We start from the raw sequence: 18,805 nt of genomic DNA, 5'->3' as shown, positions 1-18,805 counted from the left end.
TCCTTGCGCCCGGTTCATTAGAATGGTGAGCATGAAACTCATCTCTTGGAACGTAGATTCTCTCAACGCCGCCCTCACCAGCGAATCAGCCCGCGCGCTGCTCTCACGCGACGTCTTTGCCACCTTGGCGGAGCACGCCCCCGACGTTCTGGCTATCCAGGAAACCAAGCTCTCCGATAAGGGGCCCACCAAAAAGCACCTTGAAGCACTCGAAAGCTACTTCCCTCAGTATGAAATTGCCTGGGTTTCCTCGGTCGAACCGGCTCGCAAGGGCTACGCCGGCACCCTCTTCCTCTACAAGAAGGGTCTGAACCCGGTGGTGACCTACCCCAAGATTCAGGCACCCACCACCATGGACTCTGAGGGCCGCATGATTACCCTCGAATTTGAGGACTGCTTCGTCACCCAGGTCTACACACCTAACGCCTCTGATGGCCTCAAACGCCTGGACGACCGCCAAATCTGGGATGCCCTCTACGCCACCTACCTGTCTGAGCTGGACGCCATCAAGCCTGTGCTCGCAACCGGTGACTTCAACGTAGCCCACACCGAAATCGACCTCGCAAACCCTAAGAGTAACCGCCGCTCACCCGGCTTCACCGACGAGGAACGTCAGGGTTTCACCAATCTGCTTGCCAAGGGCTTCACCGACACCTTCCGCCACCTGCACGGGGATGTCACCGGCGCCTATACCTGGTGGGCACAGCGCTCGCGTACCAGCAAAATTAACAACACCGGCTGGCGCATCGACTACTGGTTGGTGTCAGACCGTGTAGCAGATAAGGTGACCGCCTCAGAAATGATTGACTCCGGCACCCGCCAGGACCACACTCCCATTCTGCTGGAGATTACCCTCTAGTTTGGGCAACATTCGCACCCTGTCCACGTGGTGCGTTATTCTTGATAGTTGATATACAAGCCGTCACCGGTCTCTGCATAGCAGGGGCTAGGTGCCGGTGTCCCCAGCGATGAAAGTAGTTCACGGCTCGTGTTCAATTCACTCTCCGATCGTCTAACAGCCACCTTCAAGAATCTGCGCGGTAAGGGCAAACTGACCGAAGCGGATATTGACGCAACCGTACGCGAAATCCGCCGCGCCCTGCTGGACGCCGACGTCGCCGTGCCCGTGGTCCGCGAATTCACCGCCCACGTCAAAAAACGCGCCTTGGGTGCTGAGGTTTCGGAAGCGCTGAACCCCGGCCAGCAAATCGTCAAGATTGTTAATGAAGAGTTGGTTGGTATTCTGGGCGGGCAGACCCGCCGCATCAACATGGCAAAGACCGGTCCCACCATCATCATGTTGGCAGGTCTGCAGGGTGCGGGTAAGACCACCCTGGCCGGTAAGCTTTCCCACTGGCTCAAAAAGCAGGGGCACACCCCCATGCTGGTGGCCTCTGACCTCCAGCGTCCCAATGCTGTTAACCAGCTTAAGGTGGTAGGTGAGCGTGCCGGTGTACCCGTCTATGCACCCCACCCCGGTGTAACTTCTGAGTTTGATACCCCCACCGGTGACCCGGTTCAGGTGGCGCGCGACGGTGTTGCTGAGGCTCGTGCCAAGCTGCACGACGTCGTTATTGTCGATACCGCCGGCCGCCTGGGTGTAGACGCCGAGCTCATGGCGCAGGCACGCAACATTCGCGATGCCATTAACCCCAACGAAGTCCTCTTCGTCATCGATGCCATGATCGGTCAGGACGCCGTCAACACCGCTAACGCCTTCAACGAGGGCGTAGACTTTACCGGCGTTGTGCTCTCAAAGCTGGACGGTGACGCCCGCGGTGGTGCAGCCCTGTCAGTAGCATCGGTAACAGGTAAGCCCATCATGTTTGCTTCTACCGGTGAGAATGTTACTGACTTTGAGCAGTTCCACCCGGACCGCATGGCCTCGCGCATCCTGGATATGGGCGATGTTCTTTCGCTCATTGAGCAGGCAGAGCAGACCTGGGACAAGGCCGAAGCTGACCGCATGGCCAAGAAGTTCGTTGACCAAGAGGACTTCACCTTTGAAGATTTCTTGGCTCAGATGCAGCAGATTCGCAAAATGGGTTCCATGAAGAAGATGCTGATGATGATGCCCGGTGCGGCTCAGATTCGCCAGCAGCTTGAGAACTTTGATGAGAAAGAAATCGACCGCGTTGAGGCGATTGTCCGCTCCATGACCCCTCATGAGCGTGTTGCTCCCAAGATTATTAACGGCTCCCGCCGAGCTCGTATCGCCAAGGGCGCGGGTGTCACTGTTTCTGAGGTCAATCAGCTGATGGAGCGTTTTTCTCAGGCTCAGAAGATGATGAAGAAGCTAGCATCAGGCAACATGGCTGGTATGCCCGGTGGCATGCAGATGCCCGGTATGGCTGCTGCCGGTGGCGCCGCCCGGAAGAACAAGGGCAAGGCAAATAAGAACAAGAAGGGTCGCTCAGGTAACCCCGCGAAGCGCGCTGCGCAGGAGGCAGCTGCTGCTGCAAAGCCTGCTGCTACAGGTTCAGCCTTTGGTCAGCAGAACCAAGATTTCAAGATGGATGACATGAACCTACCCAAGGGCTTCGAGAAGTTCCTTAAGTAGGCCGGTTATAACAAGTGCCGCCGCTAGCCCACCGTGAGGTGTAGCCAGCGGCGGCACTTGCTTTTCAGCAGGTTCAGTTCTGCTGAGAGAAAGCAGAGGCCGTTTCACCTCGCACCCTGCAAGCGGCAGTTGTAGATTGGTGGAAAGAAACCTGTTCACCACCTTAAGGGAGACACCGTGGCTGATTCCTACTTGCCTGAAGAAGAGCTAAAAGCTTTTATTGCTTCGCTACCTACTCGCCGCCTTGCTTCGGGTGCTGTGATCCGCAACGAAGCCGGGCAAATGCTCTGCGTCAAGCCCAATTACAAGGATGGCTGGACCATCCCCGGTGGCACCGTTGAGGCCGGCGAAGCCCCTCAGCCGGCCTGTTTCCGTGAGGTGCTAGAAGAGGTGGGTCTCGATTTGCCCGCCGGGCGTCTGCTGGTGATTTTTCACGGCCTTCAACTGGGCATCTGGGGCGACTCTACATACTACATCTACGATGGTGGAGTCATCCCCGAGAACAGCGACATTCGTTTGCAGGAGGAAGAGCTGACGGAATACCGCTGGGTGTCTCCCGAAGACCTGGACGAATATTACGGCCCCCGCCACGCAGCGCGTCTTCGCCAGGCCTACCGGGCACTTGAAACCGGTGAAGTAGCCGAGTTCAGCTCTGCTGACCTGCCCGCTTAACCGCTCCGCCGCGCCGTCCTCTACTGAACCGCTGCAACACTGGTGCTGAGAATCGCGCACCACTGTCTATCAAAGCCACCCCTAGGATTGATGTATGTCTGATTTTTCGATCGAAGATCTTGAGCCGTCCGAGCCTCAGATGCTCTGGGCCCGTGTGCAGCTCGATTTCGGGCCAACGGGTATTGAGCTTGATGATGTTGAGACCTCTACGACACCTGATGAGAACCCGGGTTCACCGGAGGCCCGTCTGCGCCGTGAGCTTGAACAAATGGTGGGGGCTATTCAGCAGGCCAGAGGAGCTAGCAACAATGCTCTGGGCGAGCAGGACCTAGCAGAACTTGAAAACTTGCTCAAAGAGCCCGGGGCACTGGAGGACATGTTTGAAAAAGTGCTGACCGAGCACCGGGAGAGCGAGGGCGAAACTGCTTCAAAGTCTGACGTAGCACCTGCTGAGAGGCAGGATAACGAACAGCCTAATGCAACGGCCGATGACCTTGACCCTTTCGAGCAGGAGAAAGCTGAGCAGGAGGCCGAGGAACGCAAGCGTTTGGACGCTGAAATTGAGCAGCGCATTGTTGAGACCACCGCCGAGGACGTTATTAACGCCCTGATGCTGGCTAGCATTGACTCCGCTGAGGTGCTGGTTCATGAGACTACCCAAGAAAGCGTTAATCTCTACGTACTGTGCGAGAGCGACGGGCAGACACTGACTACCGTGCACATGCAGGAGGGTGGATCGGTAGAACCGGGCCAGCCCTTCGATGCGTTTGTTGATGATCTGCTGGAGCAGCTACCGGTGCGTGGTGCTATTTGTGCGGATCAGTTCTCCTACAGTTTCTCAGCTCCTGTCACGGCGCTGGGCGAGGAACTTGCGCTGAGCAATGACGGGACCGTAGCGGCCCTGGTTGAGTTGCCCATGGCCGAGATTCCCACCTATATAGGTCAGACACCGCTTGCTGGTCCGATTGAGGCCGCTCCGGCTGATAATGGCTGGTCTCTGCTCACCGGTGACCCTGTCTCGCTGCTCAACCTTCTGAGCCTGATGCGGGTGCCATCGATCGTTGCTGAAACCTCTGAGGGGCTGCAGCATCTTGCCTTTGTTTTCCCTGGCTCGTCCCAGCTTATTGAAGAGGGTTCGGTGGGCGAATGGATGACTCAGGTGGTGGGCTCACCCGATGATTCGGACGTCGGTTCCATCCTTGAGTTCGCTTGGGGTGTTCCCAAGATCTTGACGCGCTATATCCCCAGAGATTCTGCCGTGCTGGATTATCTCTGGCTACTGCCCGGTGTGCTGCCTGAGCCTCTGCACGAGATTCGTGCGGCTGAGGAAATTGATAACCTGGCCTGGCTCTACGGTCTTGATGAACAAACGTCCAAGCGTTTAGCCAATTACGTGAATGACATGACCAGCGAGACCGGTCTTGAGTCCGTTATTCAGGTGCTGCAGCTACCCGAAGAACTCTCTAAGGTAGCGGCTTCAGAAGGATCTATGCAGGATTACGTTGGCTACCGCGAATTCACCCCGGAAATGACGGGCATGGATTTGCTGAAGCAGACCGTTACTGCCTACCCCAATGGCAGTGGTCCGCTCAACGCGGTTGCCCGTGAGCTCATGGCCCGCCCCTGGCTGGTCGCGGCGGACGGCGCAGCTGCCTTGGGCGCAGCCGGTGCCTTTGCCCTATGGGCGGCGCGTCGTGCTGCTCGCGGAGATAACCCCAAGGCAGCGCTTATTGCGGCAGCAGCCCTGGGCGCGAGTGGGTCAGCTGAATTGGTGATGGCCAGCGTCTACCGCAAGCTGAAGAACGTCAATTTTGTGCAAGACCCTGCTCCGCAGGCTCCATCCCTCATGGAGGAACTAAGAGCACAGGTCGAAGGCACCGATACAGCCAAAGTCTTACCGCCCGAACCCAAAGTGGTACGCAAGGCCAAGCAGGTTGGCCAGCGAATCAGCGACACCGCCCGGCAGGGTCTCAAGAAATTCTTAGGTAGGGAGTAACCGCTTATTCTCCCCCTAACGGGGGAGGGCAGAGCATGAGAGCTTCTGTTAGGGTGAAACCCATGACTGCCCACCCCCGTTTTAGCTTTAGAGCCTTGGACCCTGACTGGGAACGCCCCAGCCCAAGCCCGCGTGAATTGCGCTGGGACTACGCTGTCTGGTTGGTAGTACTAGCTGGTACCCTCTTGATGGTCTCTGCCTATCACAGCACTGGTGTGTTCGGATCTGATCCCGGCGATATTCGCAACGCCTATATTGCCCATATTGGCATGACCCTACCGTTACTCTTGCGTCGGCGTTTCCCCCTGACCATGCTGATTTTGGGGACCGTGTTTTTTTATTGTCTAGGGTTTCTCAATAACCTTGCAGCTGCCACGATTGGCTACCAGGTGAGCTATCTTGCGGTAATTTATGCTGCTGTTGCATGGGGCAAGAATCGGTCCATGCTGTGGATTATTTATGCCATGGTTTGCCTGTCAGTCCTTGTCTGGTTGGTGAGCCTCTGGGCTATTAACGGTTCTGCTTTTTCCCTCTTTAATATCGATGATTACCAGGGCGGACTGTTTGATGTTCCCACGGCCTCCTATATTTCAACCTTCTTATCCAATCTGATTTTCTTTGGCTTCGGAGCAGTTCTGGGCAGGAGCGCTTGGATCGGTGCCTACCAGCGCTCGGTTCTTGAACGCCAGCAGGCCCAGCTAGAGGTTCAGAGCCAGCAGTTAGCCGAGGACGCCGTCAATAGGGACCGGTTGCGAATTGCAAGGGAGCTCCATGACTCGGTAGGGCACCATGTCTCTGCCATGGGCATCCAGGCGGCCGCCGCACGTCGGGCCCTCACCAAGAAACCAGAGTTAGCTTCCCAGCCCCTAGAAAATGTTGAGAAGCTAGCACGGTCATCGGTTGATGAGATGAAAAGTATTATTCGGGTGCTGCGCAGCGATTCTAGCGAGCAGACGGGGGCTTCGGCTGAACCCGGTGTGAGAGACATTGTGGAGCTGGTAGATCAGCTGAGTGACAGCGGCATCGTCGGTAAGCTTCAGGTGGATGCTCAGTCTGAGGCTAGGCTAGGAAGCCTGGCCCAGGGCACTCAGCTATCCATTTACCGCATAGTGCAAGAAGCTCTGACCAACGTGCGTAAGCATTCGACAGCCCGTTCGGTGCTGGTTGTTCTACGTACTGTTGAGTCTGCAGCCGGTGGTTGGGTTGAACTTGAAGTGACGGATGATGGCAGGGTTAGCTCTGCAGTTTCGGGTAGGGGTTACGGCTTGCAAGGTATCCGTGAACGTGCCGAGGTGCTCGGGGGCACCGCTGATCTTGGGCCCCGCCAAGGCACCGATGGTTGGAAGGTCCGGGTGCGGTTCCCGGCAGATTTTCAGACAGGACAATAGAAACATGATTCGTGTACTTCTCGCAGATGACCAGGATTTAGTGCGCAGTGGCTTCTCCCTCATCCTTTCCATGGAAGATGATATTGAGGTGGTTGGCGAAGCTAAGAACGGGCAAGAAGCTGTTGAGCTAGCGCAGTCTTTGCAACCGGATATTGTACTGATGGACGTTCAGATGCCGGTTCTAGATGGCATCGCTGCAACCGCCGCTGTGGTGTCCGAGCACCCGGCTACCCGCGTCCTGATTCTGACGACCTTTGACCGCGAGGACTATCTTTTTTCTGCGCTGCGTGCCGGTGCCAGCGGCTTTTTGCTCAAAACAGCGGATGCCGATGAGCTGGTGGACGCTGTGCGTAAGGTAGCCGGCGGCCTTGCTCTCCTTTCGCCTGAAATGACCGTTCCTCTGATTAGCCGCTTCGCGCAGGAAGATACGGCCACCACCTCAGATCAACCGGCTGGGGGAGCGCTGCCCCTTGATAACCGCGATGCTTTTGCCCTTGAGTCGCTAACCCCTCGCGAGCGTGAAACCCTGCAACTATTAGCCCAGGGGTTAACCAACGCTGAGATTGCTAGCCAACTCTTTTTGGGGCCGGCAACCGTCAAAACCCATGTCTCCAATATTCTGGCTAAAACCCAAAGCCGCGATCGGGTGGGTGCTGTTATTTTTGCCCACAGAGTAGGGCTGGTGCAGTAGGGCTACTGTCCCATTCATCCTTAAAATTCCCCCTGGTGGGGGAGGTAAGCTCTAGTCGCCCTTTCTAGGCTGGTAGATAAGAACACACTAGAGAAAGGGTGAGCGATGAATTCACGCATCGGCCGTATTGAGGCCGTGGGCCTGACTAAGGTTTACGGTGATAAAACCGTTGTGAGCGATGCCAGTTTTACCGTGGAACCGGGATCTATGACGGGCTTCCTGGGAGCCAACGGAGCCGGCAAAACCACCACCATGCGCATGATGATGGGACTGTTAGAACCAACCGCGGGTCAGGTGCTCTATAGCGGGCGTCCCATGACCGCCGAGGACCGCGCGTCCTTTGGCTATATGCCCGAAGAGCGAGGTCTCTACCCCAAGCAGCCGATTCTGAGCCAGCTAGTCTATCTGGGTCAGCTACGTGGTCTTAGTGTCGCTGAGGCACGTGATATCGCCACCGAGTATCTGACCGCTCTGGGGCTGGGTGACCGTCTTAAGGACAAGCTGGAATCCCTCTCACTTGGCAACCAGCAGCGCGTTCAGATTGTTGCCTCCCTCTTGCACACCCCCACCGCTCTTATTCTCGATGAGCCGTTCTCAGGTCTGGACCCCAAGGCAGTGGACACCATGGTGTCCATGATGCACGAGCTCATGCGTAAGGGGGTGCCCATCCTCTTTTCATCGCACCAGCTGGATCTGGTAGACCGTCTTTGCGACCGTGTGGTTATTCTGCACGAAGGCCAAGTGAAGGCAACCGGTTCTGCTACTGAGCTACGCGGAAGCGGCGCGCCCCGCTTCCGGTACAGCGCCGGTGCCGACGCCGGGTGGTTACGTGAGGTGCCGAGCGTTCGCGTCCTGGACGTGGAAGGCACAGGAGCCCTCCTGGAAATTGACCCCACAGCTGACCTTGATACCGTACGCACCACCATCCTGAGCGAGGGCATGCAGCGTCAGATGCACGAATTTGCCCGTGTTCTGCCCACCCTGGGCGATATCTACCGAGGAGTGACTAGTCAATGAACACCGCACACAGCACCGTAAAGAACGCCTGGCAGATTGTTGCCACCCGAGAAATCATGACAAAAATCAAAGATAAGTCCTTTATCTTTGGCACCCTTTTCTCGTTGGCTATTATTGTTGCCTCCATCCTAATTTCCTTCTTCCTCAACCAGGGAACCACCACCTACACCGTGGCAACTATGGATGACCGCTCTGTAAGCATGGTCAACTCAGCCGCTACCATCCAGGCAGAGGTCGATGACGAGACGGAGGTTGAGCACCAGAACTTCGCTAGCGCTGCTGATGCAGAAGCGGCAGTGACCGAGGGTGATGCAGATGCCTACCTGCACCCCACCGACGATGGCTGGGCACTGGTTTTTGATTCATCCATCAACCGAGAGCTAGCAACTCTTCTGGAGCAGACCGTTACCTCAACGGTCACCGCTGAGAACGCTGCAGCTCAGGGCGTTGACCTGGCTGCCCTTTCAGCCGGGACCACCCTGCAGTCTTCACTGCTAACGGGCGAAGATAACAGTATGATGATCTACTTTGCTGGTTTTGCCTTCGCCATGATTTTCTATATGACCACCATGCTTTCGGGTACCGCTATTGCCAACTCGGTGGTTGAAGAAAAGCAGAACCGCATCGTTGAAATTATCGCCACCGCCATCCCTCTGCCCCAGCTACTAGCCGGCAAGATTGTTGGCAACATTCTGCTGGCTATCGGTCAGGTAGCACTCTACGCTGTTGCTGCTTTGACGGTGATGAACTTGACTGGCACCGCCGATAACTTCGGTTGGATCCTATCCTCAGCAGGCTGGTTCGTGGCCTTCTACATCGCCGGTTTTGCCGCAATCGCAACCGTCTGGGCGGCAGTTGGTGCAATGAGCGCCCGAACCGAGGACGTCACCAGCCTATCCAGCCCCCTCACCTTCATCCTGGTTGCAGCTCTCTTCGCAGGGGTCTACACCGAGGGACTTATCTTGCAGATCATCTCCTTTATCCCGATCATTTCATCCATCGCAATGCCCGTACGCTTGCTATCCGAAGAGGTGCCCTTCTGGGAGCCCCTGCTGGCACTGGCACTGGTTCTGCTGGCAGCCTGGCTATTGACTAAGGTTGGTTCTCACATCTACCGCAACAACATTATGCGCGGTGGCAGCTCAGTCAGCTGGAAGCAGGCGCTCAAGCGATAGGGCCTTTCACCCCTCATCAAGAATTGTGTAAAACACAGCCGTAATCTGTTCGTGAACCTAGCTTTAAGGCGGGGGAGCTGGCATACTTGATGGGTACTCGATTTTCCCGGCCCCTCTCATCCGGGAACAATTGTGTCCGCAGAGGAACTCTGGACGGTTCGCCCCACGAGCGCAGATAGAGCACCTCGACCATTCTTAGAAAACAGGAGAAACCACTACAGTGGCTGTTAAAATTCGTCTCAAGCGTTTCGGTAAAATCCGCGATCCTCGCTACCGTGTGGTAGTAGCTGACTCACGCACCAAGCGTGACGGTAAGGCTATCGAGGAAATCGGTCTTTACCACCCCACCGAGAACCCCTCACGTATCGAGATCAACTCAGAGCGTGCACAGTACTGGCTCTCAGTAGGCGCTCAGCCTACCGAACAGGTTGCAGTTCTGCTGAAGCTCACCGGTGACCTGGCAGCAGCTAATGGTGAAAAGGCAGAGAACACTGTCAAGCCCGTTGATGCCAAGCCCGAGTTCGTTGTTCCCGAAAAGGGTTCGGTTGTCCTCCCCGAGGCAATCACTCCCAAGGCTGAGGAAAAGGCTGAGGAAGCTCCCGCGGAAGAGGCTGCTGAAGAAGCAGCTTCAGAGGAAGCAGCTGAGTAATCATGATAGCTGACGCTCTCGAACATATTGTTCGGGGTATCGTCGATAACCCGGACGACGTGAAGGTGCGCTCTAAGAGCGGCCGCCGCGGCGAAACCCTTGAGGTTCATGTGAACCCGGAGGACCTGGGCCGAGTCATTGGCCGGTCGGGTCGCACCGCTAAGAGTGTTCGCACCGTGGTCAACGCGATCAACGACGGCGACCACGTTCGCGTGGATGTCATCGACACCGATCGACGACGCTAGACTGACTAAAAAGCCCCGTGGCACGTAAGTGCCACGGGGCTTTCTGCTAACCGGGGTCTGCGCGCAATACTGCCAGTGCACTAGACTGGGAATCACGTAGACATATCCATTGGAAGGATTACCTGTGCAGGTTCAGGTCGCCCGTATCGGCAAGCCCCACGGCATTCGCGGTGAAGTCACCGTTCAGCTTTTCACCGACGCCCCCGAGGAACGCTTCGCACCCGGCACGACCCTCGACATCGAAGACTTTGACGCGAACTCCCTGGTGGGCGCTATCGCTCCCGCCGGCGTCCTCACCGTTGCAGGTGCCCGCTGGAACAAAAAAATCCTGGTGGTTCGCTTCAAAGAGGTCGCTAACCGCAACGATGCTGAGACCCTGCGCGACACCCGCCTTACCTTTGACTCAGCCACCGTTGGAAGCGACGATGAGGATGGTTACTACGAACACGACCTCATTGACCTGCCTGTCTACCTAGCCCAGGAAATCGGCGAGGATGGCTACCTGCCCGAGGAGCCTATCGCCCATGTGGTGGGTCTGCAGACCATGCCCACCCAGGATCTGCTGATTCTAGAAAATGTGGCTGACGGTGAAGAAGCCATGATCCCCTTCGTTGAAGAACTGATCCCTGCTATCGATATTGAAGAGGGGTACGTGGTCATCAACCCTCCCGCTGGTCTGATGGAGCTCAACGGCTCAGACGAAGAAGATGAAGAATCTGACGATAGTGAGCGTGACTAGAGACAGATGCGCTACGACGTCATCACAATCTTCCCCGAGTATCTGGCTCCGCTCGAGCTTTCCCTCATGGGCAAAGCCAAAGAAACCGGCAAGGTGAGCCTCAACATCACTAACCTGCGCGACTTTGCCTTCGACCGCCATAAAACCGTGGATGACACCCCCTACGGCGGGGGAGCAGGTATGGTCATGAAAGCCGAGCCCTGGGGGCTTGCCTTGGAGCAGGCGTTAGAAGCTACCCCAGCTCAGGAGCAGCTGCCCCTGCTGATCGTCCCGTCACCGGCTGGCCAGGTCTTCAACCAGCAGTTAGCCTACGACCTCGCTGATGAAGAGCACATTGTTTTTGCTCCGGCGCGTTACGAGGGTATTGACGAACGTGTTCTGGATTGGGCAGAAACACGTTTCAGGGTGCTGCCGGTATCCATCGGTGACTACGTGCTCTACGGCGGCGAAGTAGCGGTTATGGTCATGATTGAGGCCATCACCCGCCTGATTCCCGGTGCTATGGGCAACCCTGAATCCCTAGAAGAAGAGTCTCACACCGGTGGCCTGCTGGAATACCCGGTCTACACCAAGCCTGCCGACTGGCGGGGGCACCAGGTGCCCGACGTCCTACTCTCTGGTAACCACGGGGCTATTGCTCGCTGGCGCCGTGACCAGCAGATTGAGCGGACCTTTGACCGCCGCCCAGACATGTTCAAGGCCTACCCGCCAGAGAACTGGGATAAGAAGGACCGCAAGAAAGTTCAAGAACTCCACACCGCCAAGAAGGCGGCTGAAGCTGCTAGGGAGAGCTTTTAGAGGGGGCACTCACTGTGCTCGTGCGAAGCATTCGCGCCAGCTGACCCTCTTGCTCCTCGCGCTGGGCGCTCGTCGCAATTCACGCCAGCCCCGAGCCAGTTGGCTTTGAATGCTTCACTGGAGCACAGAAATGCGCGTTGAAGCTCACACAAATAGCTGAACGCAGCTGGTCGCTACCCCTGGTCATGGACAGCTAAATGTGGGATAATTTTTTCTTGTGTTCACGCTGGGCACGCCCCTGCCGCAGGGGGATGAGCGACCGCTAACAGCATGAACCACCGGCTATCGCCCACGGTAGACGGTGACACAGAATTCTCACGAACAGCATCAGTCTGGCGTAAGCCCTTAGACACTGCTCGTGAAGTACACCGAATATGTTTGACCTGCGGCAGAGATATTTATGGAGAATCTCAATGCAGACTCTTGACTTCATTGATAACAAGTCACTTCGCAATGACGTCCCCGACTTCGGTCCCGGCGACACCCTCAACGTTCACGTGAACATTGTTGAAGGTAACCGCAGCCGTGTCCAGGTCTTCAAGGGCTTCGTTGTTGGTCGCCAGGGTGGCGGCGTTCGCGAAACTTTCACCGTCCGCAAGGTTTCCTTCGGCGTTGGTGTTGAGCGTACCTTCCCCGTTCACTCACCCGTGATCGAGAAGATTGAGCTTGTTTCACGTGGCGACGTTCGCCGTGCGAAGCTCTACTACATGCGTGATCGTCGCGGCAAGGCTGCACGTATCCGCGAAAAGCGCGAATCCTAAATCTTTTAGGTTTCACACCGTTTTATGGAAACTGGCCTGATTGCCGATTCCAGTGAGACAAGGCGTCAACCCCGTTTGCGGGGCTGGCGCCTTCTTGCTCTTGCTGCGGCCCTTGCTTTTGTTGCCCTGTTACTGATTAGAACTTTCCTGTTTGATGTGTTCTTTATTCCGTCGTCCTCGATGGAGCCTACTTTTGAGCCAGGGGACCGAATTATTGTTTCCAAGCTGGAGGCTGAAGTGCAGCGGGGCGATATCGTGGTGTTTGATGGAACGGGCTCTTTTTCTCCCTATGTTTCGGGTAGCCCCTGGGCGAAAAATCCTGTCAAAGCTGCTGGTCAGTGGTTGGGGCTGGTAGGTAGCGACACTGTCTACATTAAGCGTGTCATCGGTGTTGCTGGCGATACGGTGGAATGCTGCTCATCCGGCGGAGCTCTGACCGTCAACGAGCAGCCTGTCGATGAACCTTATCTTTACCCCGGTGACGATGCTAGTGACGTGGAGTTTTCTGTGAAGATTCCTGAGGGTCGCATGTGGGTGATGGGGGACCACCGTTCGGGATCAATGGACTCCAGGGCTTTGATGGGAGCGCCCGGCGGCGGCATGATAAAGGTTGATACCGTGATTGGTCACCCTGCCTTCGTCGCCTGGCCCGCACAGCGGTGGGGTTCCCCACCTGAATGATCCTGCCCACCGGCTCAGCGAAGTAAACTAACCGATAGAACTCCAAGAAGAAGGGTGGGCGCAATGGATAAGGCTCACAATGATAGCCAGGCATTTGAAGAGGTATCTTCAGAAGCTGACGAGAAAACAGCCGATACCCCGCGCGGTGGCAAGCGGCGCCGCGAAAACAGCGTACTCAAAGAGTACGGTCTGATTATTCTTTATGCCTTGGTCATTGCCTACCTGCTCAAGACCTTCATCTTGCGAGGCTTCTACATCCCCTCATCATCGATGGAAGATACGCTTCAGATTAATGACCGTGTGTTCGTCAACGTTGCCGGTTCTCTCTTTAGCGATGCAGACCGGGGCGATGTGGTGGTCTTTAAGGACACCCAGAACTGGATGCCACCCACAACGGGTAGTAATCCGGTGCGTAATGCACTTTCTTTTGTGGGCATCATGCCAGATAGCTCATCGAACTACCTCGTGAAACGTGTTATTGGTGTAGGCGGTGACCACGTTGTAGGTCATGAAGATGGCAGCATCAGCATTAACGGGGTAACTCTGAACGAGACCTACGTTAAGGACGGCGTGAGCCCCACGGACATTCCCTTTGACGTGATTGTTCCTCAGAACTCCTACTTCGTGATGGGCGATAATCGCAGTAACTCAGCAGATTCCCGCTATCATATCGAAACGCGCACTGAATTTATCAACGAGGCAGACGTTGAAGGTGAAGTGTTCGTAGTCGCGTGGCCGCTGCAGCACTTTACCTTCACCGGTGGTGCACCGGAAGTTTTCGCTGACGTCCCCGAAGGCGAGTAGCAGAAATGCCAGTGGCTGCTGCTGATCTCAGCGTTGAGGCAGAACTATTCGAACGCGGTATGGGCCTGATTGCCGGTATGGACGAGGTGGGCCGCGGCCCTATCGCCGGGCCGGTCAGCGTGGGTGTCGCGGTGATTGACGCTGATACCAGTCTGAGCATTGAAGGTCTGATTGATTCTAAGGCTCTGACCGAGAAAAAACGTTGCGCTATGGTGCCTTTAATCGAGCAGTGGTGCACCAGCGCTGTGGGGCATGCTAGCCCTGCTGAAATTGATGCATTGGGTATTACCGTGGCCCTGCGCTTGGCAGGTCAGCGGGCCCTGGCTCAGGTGGCAGCCCGCGGGGCCTATCCTGACGCCGTCCTACTCGATGGAAAGCATGATTGGCTGACGCCGGCTCAAGCTGACCTCTTTGCAGAGCTCGACCCTGCAACCGCCCTCTATAGGGATTTAGCAGCTGAAGCATGGTCAGCAGCCGGCGTTCCTTTTGCATGCTGGAGTGGCGCTGTGCAGATGGAAATTAAGGGTGACTACCGTTGCGCTTCTATTGCTGCTGCATCTGTTGTGGCAAAGGTCGAGCGTGATGAGCTGATGAAAGAACTTGACGCTGATTACCCCAACTACGGGTGGGCTACGAATAAGGGCTACGGATCAGCCTCCCATCGGGCAGCCATCACCGAGTCAGGCCCCAGCCTCCACCACAGACTTTCCTGGGCTTTACCTGCCAGCGCTGAACAGCTCCAGAAAGCCTACCTAGCACGAGAAAGCCGGTAACCGTGAGTAGCGAGAATCTAGAGAACTTTGAATCTGATGCCCAACTAGCACTCTACGAAGAGTACAAAAATGTATCAGGGCTTTTTACCTATATCGTTGAAACCGAGCGACGTTTTTACCTGGCTAACTCGGTGCAGGTGACTCCGCACCTCAAGGAAGGCACTGTCTTCTTTGAAATTGAGATGCAGGATGTTTGGGTGTGGGATATTTTTCGGTCCTCCCGCTTTGTAAAAAATGTGCGGGTTTATTCTGTGCGGGACGTTAATATCGAAGAGCGTACACCTGGCGAGGAATTGATGATGCCCCCGATGGATGGGCTTCAGCCACCGGAAGCCTAAGTCTGATATGAATGACAATACGTCCGTCTCACCCTGTGCGGTGAGGCGGACGCTTGCCTTCTGGCAGGGCGCCTGTCGTGAAGCAGCCCTGGTGATAAGTGTGTGGAGGGCTGTCATTATGGTTCCTTGCTTCACCGTTCTGCTTAGAGCTAGGGCCCGCTGACCCAGCTGTCACCTGAAGCGGACCCTAACCTGTCTCTCCACAGCCTCACATCCTCCTGTCCTCGGTGATGGGTAGCTGGCAGGGTAGTGCTCAAAGAACCGAGTCACAGAAATGAGACCGACATGAGCAGGACGCTGGCCGCCACTACACCTATCCAGGTAGGGCGGTGGGGCGAAGATATCGCACTCACCATTTTGCGTTGTAATAGCTATTCGTTGCTAGAGCGTAACTGGCGCCCACGTACAGAGCCGGGCAGCGAACCGATTCGTGGCGAAATAGACCTGGTCATGATCGACCCGGAGATGAACCTGGTATTTGTTGAGGTTAAAACCCGGTCAAGTGAGCTTTTCGGGCACCCGTTAGAAGCTATTTCAAGGGATAAGTCCCAGAAATTGAGAGCGCTGGCCTATGCCTGGTCTAGAAGTCACGAAACCCAGGATTACAGATCTATGCGTATCGATGCAGTCTCTATTTGTGGCAAGCCCCAGCACTTCACTTTCGAACATCTGACGGGGGTTGCTTGATGGGTTTTGCGCGTACCTATTCTGTAGCGCTGGTGGGTATTACCGGTCACCTCGTAGAGGTTGAAGCTGATATCTCAGCTGCCCTTCCCGGGTTTGTTTTGTTGGGACTGCCTGATACTGCACTCAGCGAGTCAAAAGACCGGGTTAGGTCGGCAGCTAAAAATACGGGGTTGCCCCTGCCGCAGCGCAAGCTAACCATCAACCTCACCCCGGCTACTCTGCCTAAGCGTGGTTCAGGTTTTGACCTTGCAATGGTGGTAGCAGCCCTGCAAGCTGAAGGGGAATTGGAGTCCTCAGGTTCTACCGTCTTCTTAGGCGAGGTGGGCCTTGACGGTAGCTTGAGAGCAATACCTGGGGTACTGCCCGCGGTGAAGGCAGCGGTGGACGCCGGCCACCACCGGGTGGTTGTTCCGGCTGATAACGCAGAAGAAGCTGCGCTGGTCATGGGGGCAGAGGTCTCTAGCTTTGGTTGTCTGGCCGAGGTATTTACGGCACTCGGAGCCAAAGAAACAGGCAAACTGCGTCATCCTGCCCGGTCCCACAGCGCAGCTCCCCAAAGGGATACTCCTGAACAGACCTTGAGCCCTGATATGGCTGACATAGCCGGGCAGAGCGAGGGGCGCCTAGCCCTTGAAATTGCGGCAGCTGGCGGGCACCACATTCTCTTCAATGGCCCACCGGGATCAGGGAAAACGATGCTGGCAGAACGGCTGACCAGTATTTTGCCCCAGCTCGATGATGAGGCGGCAATGCAGGTTACCGCTATTCACTCCCTGTGTTCCACCGGGTCGCCCCGCAGAGAGCTGATTCGTACCCCTCCCTTTGAGGCACCCCATCACACAGCAAGCTCCCCGGCTATTCTGGGCGGTGGTTCGGGGATACCTCGCCCGGGCAGTGTTTCAAAAGCACATCGTGGGGTCTTATTTTTAGATGAGGCACCAGAGTTTAGGCGTCAGGTTCTGGACTCGCTCCGTCAGCCTCTTGAGAGTGGGCAGGTGGTGATTGATCGGGCGGTAGCATCGGCGACCTATCCTGCGCGGTTCCAGCTGGTGATGGCGTCAAACCCCTGCCCCTGCGGTATGAACGTGGGTAGGGGGCTGGACTGCACCTGCACCAGCCGCGAGCGCCGCTCCTACTTTGGCAGACTCTCTGGCCCCTTACTAGACCGTATTGATCTGCAGCTAACGGTGCCCAAGGTGACGGCTGCTGAGTTGGCCGGTGCCGGGTCAAATGAATCTTCTGAGTCTATTCGCCAGCGAGTGACTGCCGCCCGTTTGGCACAGGCTGAGCGGCTGCGTGCCTTCGGTTTGCTAACCAATGCTGATACCAACGGCAAGATTCTGCGGGGGCCGCTCAGGTTAGATGCGCGCCTGACGGGGGAGTTGAGTTCTGCAATCGACCGGGGGAGTCTGACTGCCCGTGGTTTTGACCGGGTGCTTCGTACGGCCTGGACCCTGGCTGATTTAGACGGGGTCTCTAACCCAACTAAAGACCATATTGACCTTGCGCTCTACTTCAGAGACCTTGGCAAAGAAAGACTGGAACACCAATGACCGTATATGAAACTGAACCCCAGAAGCTGGAGCAAGAGCAGATTGAGCAAGAACAGTTGGAGACTGTGCGCCGGGCACGCAGTGAGATCATGCGTATAGCTGACCCAGAGGATGCTTACGTCACAGCTCTTATCCAGCTCTGCGGGCCGATTGCTACTGCGGACTACTTGACGGGCAGGCGTGAACTCACAGTCTCTGATATGAATAAGTTCTTTGAAGCTGGTAGTGACCTGCCGCAGACGGTAATGCAGGGGCTGTATGAGGCGGTGCAACACCGATTAGAGCGCTGGACGACGCGCCGCCAGGGAATAACAGCTGAGCAGGATGCCCGTTTTGCTGCTGCTTGTTCCGCCTGGTTGTGTGTGCCTGAGGACCAGGACTGGCCCACCGCCTTGAACGACCTGGCAGAAAAGGCTCCTTACGGTCTCTGGGGCAGGGGAGACCGCCGTCTTCTCAGTGCACTGAGAATAGACCAGAGTGTGGCTGTCGTAGGGTCACGCGACCTCACTTCCTACGGCATCTCAGCTACTTCTCACCTTGCCGGTGACCTAGCGACAGCAGGTAGCACGATTATTTCTGGGGGTGCCTTTGGAGTAGATGCTGCCGCTCACCGCACTGCTTTAGCTGTCTCAACTGCCCGCCTACCTACAGTGGCATTCATGGCCTGCGGAGTCGACCGTTTCTACCCACGGCAGAATCAGAAACTCCTTGAGGGCATTCTGCAGAGCGGTTTGATTCTCAGCGAGGTTCCCCTGGGCCAATCACCCACCCGCTATCGTTTCTTGCAGCGTAATCGACTCATCGCAGCTATATCCTCAGCCACCGTTGTGGTCGAGGCACGCTGGCGCAGCGGGGCACTCAACACGGCCAACCATGCTCTTGAACTGGGCCGGCCGGTCTACGCGGTGCCCGGCCCTATCTTCTCACCCAGTTCAGAGGGCTGCCACCGTTTGATTAGGGACGGTCTGGCCCACCTCCTCACCGATGCTCGGCAGATCGAAAGCGGAGAACTTCTATTGACTGAAGAACCAGAGGCAAGTTTATTCGGCTCAGCCGGTGCTTCTCAACAACTGACGGACAGCCTCAGCGACCTACAGCGCCGAGTCTGGGATGCCTTACCGGTGCACCGCTATGCTCCAGCTGACACAATCAACGCTATCTGCGGTCTTCCCCTGAGAGAGCTACTGCTCAGTTTATCTCAGCTTAAGATTCTGGAGCTTGCTGAAACTAACGGTTCTGGCTGGCGTAAAAAGAAAGAGAACTGACAGAACCCTGCTC

The 18,805-nt window shown here is 56.3% G+C and carries 20 protein-coding genes; all 20 read left to right on the top strand.

The genetic code is table 11. The features are described from left to right. Positions 1-31: 31 nt before the first annotated feature. The 20 genes from L6990_RS10870 to dprA all read left to right on the top strand — a co-directional run bounded on the left by L6990_RS10870 (position 32) and on the right by dprA (position 18,792). Positions 32-859 (top strand): exodeoxyribonuclease III, encoded by an 828-nt coding sequence (locus tag L6990_RS10870; protein WP_237204140.1) that lies wholly within the window; start codon positions 32-34, stop codon positions 857-859. A 129-nt stretch (positions 860-988) separates the two neighbouring features. Then, positions 989-2,560 carry a signal recognition particle protein gene (gene ffh / locus L6990_RS10865; RefSeq protein WP_237204139.1) on the top strand — a complete coding sequence of 524 codons (1,572 nt, stop codon included), beginning with the start codon at positions 989-991 and terminating at the stop codon, positions 2,558-2,560. A gap of 177 nt (positions 2,561-2,737) precedes the next feature. Continuing rightward, positions 2,738-3,232, top strand: coding sequence for an NUDIX domain-containing protein (locus L6990_RS10860; RefSeq protein ID WP_237204138.1), 495 nt, complete (start codon positions 2,738-2,740; stop codon positions 3,230-3,232). Positions 3,233-3,326: 94 nt separating this feature from the next. Further along, positions 3,327-5,228: a hypothetical protein gene (locus L6990_RS10855; RefSeq protein WP_237204137.1), complete on the top strand. Its 1,902-nt coding sequence runs from the start codon at positions 3,327-3,329 to the stop codon at positions 5,226-5,228. Positions 5,229-5,290: 62 nt separating this feature from the next. Beyond that, positions 5,291-6,616, top strand: a complete 1,326-nt coding sequence (locus L6990_RS10850; RefSeq protein ID WP_237204136.1) for a sensor histidine kinase — start codon at positions 5,291-5,293, stop codon at positions 6,614-6,616. Between the two features lie 4 nt (positions 6,617-6,620). Further along, the gene (locus L6990_RS10845; protein WP_237204135.1) at positions 6,621-7,307 is read left to right on the top strand and encodes a response regulator transcription factor; all 687 of its coding nucleotides are present in this window, start codon (positions 6,621-6,623) and stop codon (positions 7,305-7,307) included. A 105-nt stretch (positions 7,308-7,412) separates the two neighbouring features. Further along, positions 7,413-8,324, top strand: coding sequence for an ABC transporter ATP-binding protein (locus L6990_RS10840; RefSeq protein WP_237204134.1), 912 nt, complete (start codon positions 7,413-7,415; stop codon positions 8,322-8,324). Beyond that, a complete protein-coding gene (locus L6990_RS10835; protein ID WP_237204133.1) occupies positions 8,321-9,499 on the top strand; it encodes an ABC transporter permease in 1,179 nt (392 codons plus the stop codon). Before L6990_RS10840 ends, L6990_RS10835 begins: the two co-directional genes overlap by 4 nt. 220 nt (positions 9,500-9,719) lie before the next feature. Next, positions 9,720-10,148: a 30S ribosomal protein S16 gene (rpsP, locus tag L6990_RS10830; protein ID WP_237204132.1), complete on the top strand. Its 429-nt coding sequence runs from the start codon at positions 9,720-9,722 to the stop codon at positions 10,146-10,148. Positions 10,149-10,150: 2 nt separating this feature from the next. Further along, positions 10,151-10,393, top strand: coding sequence for an RNA-binding protein (locus L6990_RS10825; RefSeq protein WP_237204131.1), 243 nt, complete (start codon positions 10,151-10,153; stop codon positions 10,391-10,393). A 109-nt stretch (positions 10,394-10,502) separates the two neighbouring features. Continuing rightward, entirely contained in the window at positions 10,503-11,132 is a 630-nt protein-coding gene (gene rimM / locus L6990_RS10820; RefSeq protein ID WP_336604480.1) for a ribosome maturation factor RimM, read from the top strand. 6 nt (positions 11,133-11,138) lie between these two features. Beyond that, positions 11,139-11,930 (top strand): tRNA (guanosine(37)-N1)-methyltransferase TrmD, encoded by a 792-nt coding sequence (trmD, locus tag L6990_RS10815; protein WP_237204130.1) that lies wholly within the window; start codon positions 11,139-11,141, stop codon positions 11,928-11,930. 413 nt (positions 11,931-12,343) lie between these two features. Then, the gene (gene rplS, locus L6990_RS10810) at positions 12,344-12,691 is read left to right on the top strand and encodes a 50S ribosomal protein L19 (RefSeq protein ID WP_237204129.1); all 348 of its coding nucleotides are present in this window, start codon (positions 12,344-12,346) and stop codon (positions 12,689-12,691) included. Positions 12,692-12,715: 24 nt separating this feature from the next. Continuing rightward, positions 12,716-13,372: a signal peptidase I gene (lepB, locus tag L6990_RS10805; protein ID WP_237204128.1), complete on the top strand. Its 657-nt coding sequence runs from the start codon at positions 12,716-12,718 to the stop codon at positions 13,370-13,372. A gap of 63 nt (positions 13,373-13,435) precedes the next feature. Further along, the gene (gene lepB, locus L6990_RS10800) at positions 13,436-14,176 is read left to right on the top strand and encodes a signal peptidase I (protein WP_237204127.1); all 741 of its coding nucleotides are present in this window, start codon (positions 13,436-13,438) and stop codon (positions 14,174-14,176) included. A 5-nt stretch (positions 14,177-14,181) separates the two neighbouring features. After that, positions 14,182-14,949 carry a ribonuclease HII gene (locus tag L6990_RS10795; protein ID WP_237204126.1) on the top strand — a complete coding sequence of 256 codons (768 nt, stop codon included), beginning with the start codon at positions 14,182-14,184 and terminating at the stop codon, positions 14,947-14,949. 2 nt (positions 14,950-14,951) lie between these two features. Next, entirely contained in the window at positions 14,952-15,287 is a 336-nt protein-coding gene (locus tag L6990_RS10790; protein WP_237204125.1) for a DUF2469 domain-containing protein, read from the top strand. 285 nt (positions 15,288-15,572) lie between these two features. After that, positions 15,573-15,974 carry a YraN family protein gene (locus tag L6990_RS10785; RefSeq protein WP_237204124.1) on the top strand — a complete coding sequence of 134 codons (402 nt, stop codon included), beginning with the start codon at positions 15,573-15,575 and terminating at the stop codon, positions 15,972-15,974. Beyond that, on the top strand, positions 15,974-17,527 hold the full coding sequence (locus L6990_RS10780; RefSeq protein WP_237204123.1) for a YifB family Mg chelatase-like AAA ATPase: 1,554 nt from the start codon (positions 15,974-15,976) through the stop codon (positions 17,525-17,527). The genes L6990_RS10785 and L6990_RS10780 overlap by 1 nt, the downstream gene beginning before the upstream one ends. Next, positions 17,524-18,792 carry a DNA-processing protein DprA gene (gene dprA / locus L6990_RS10775; RefSeq protein ID WP_237204122.1) on the top strand — a complete coding sequence of 423 codons (1,269 nt, stop codon included), beginning with the start codon at positions 17,524-17,526 and terminating at the stop codon, positions 18,790-18,792. The genes L6990_RS10780 and dprA overlap by 4 nt, the downstream gene beginning before the upstream one ends. The last annotated feature ends 13 nt before the right edge of the window (positions 18,793-18,805 follow it).

Source organism: Rothia endophytica, assembly GCF_928381505.1.
Classification (GTDB): Bacteria; Actinomycetota; Actinomycetes; order Actinomycetales; family Micrococcaceae; genus Rothia; species Rothia endophytica_A.
This window is presented reverse-complemented; position numbering and strand designations above follow the sequence as displayed.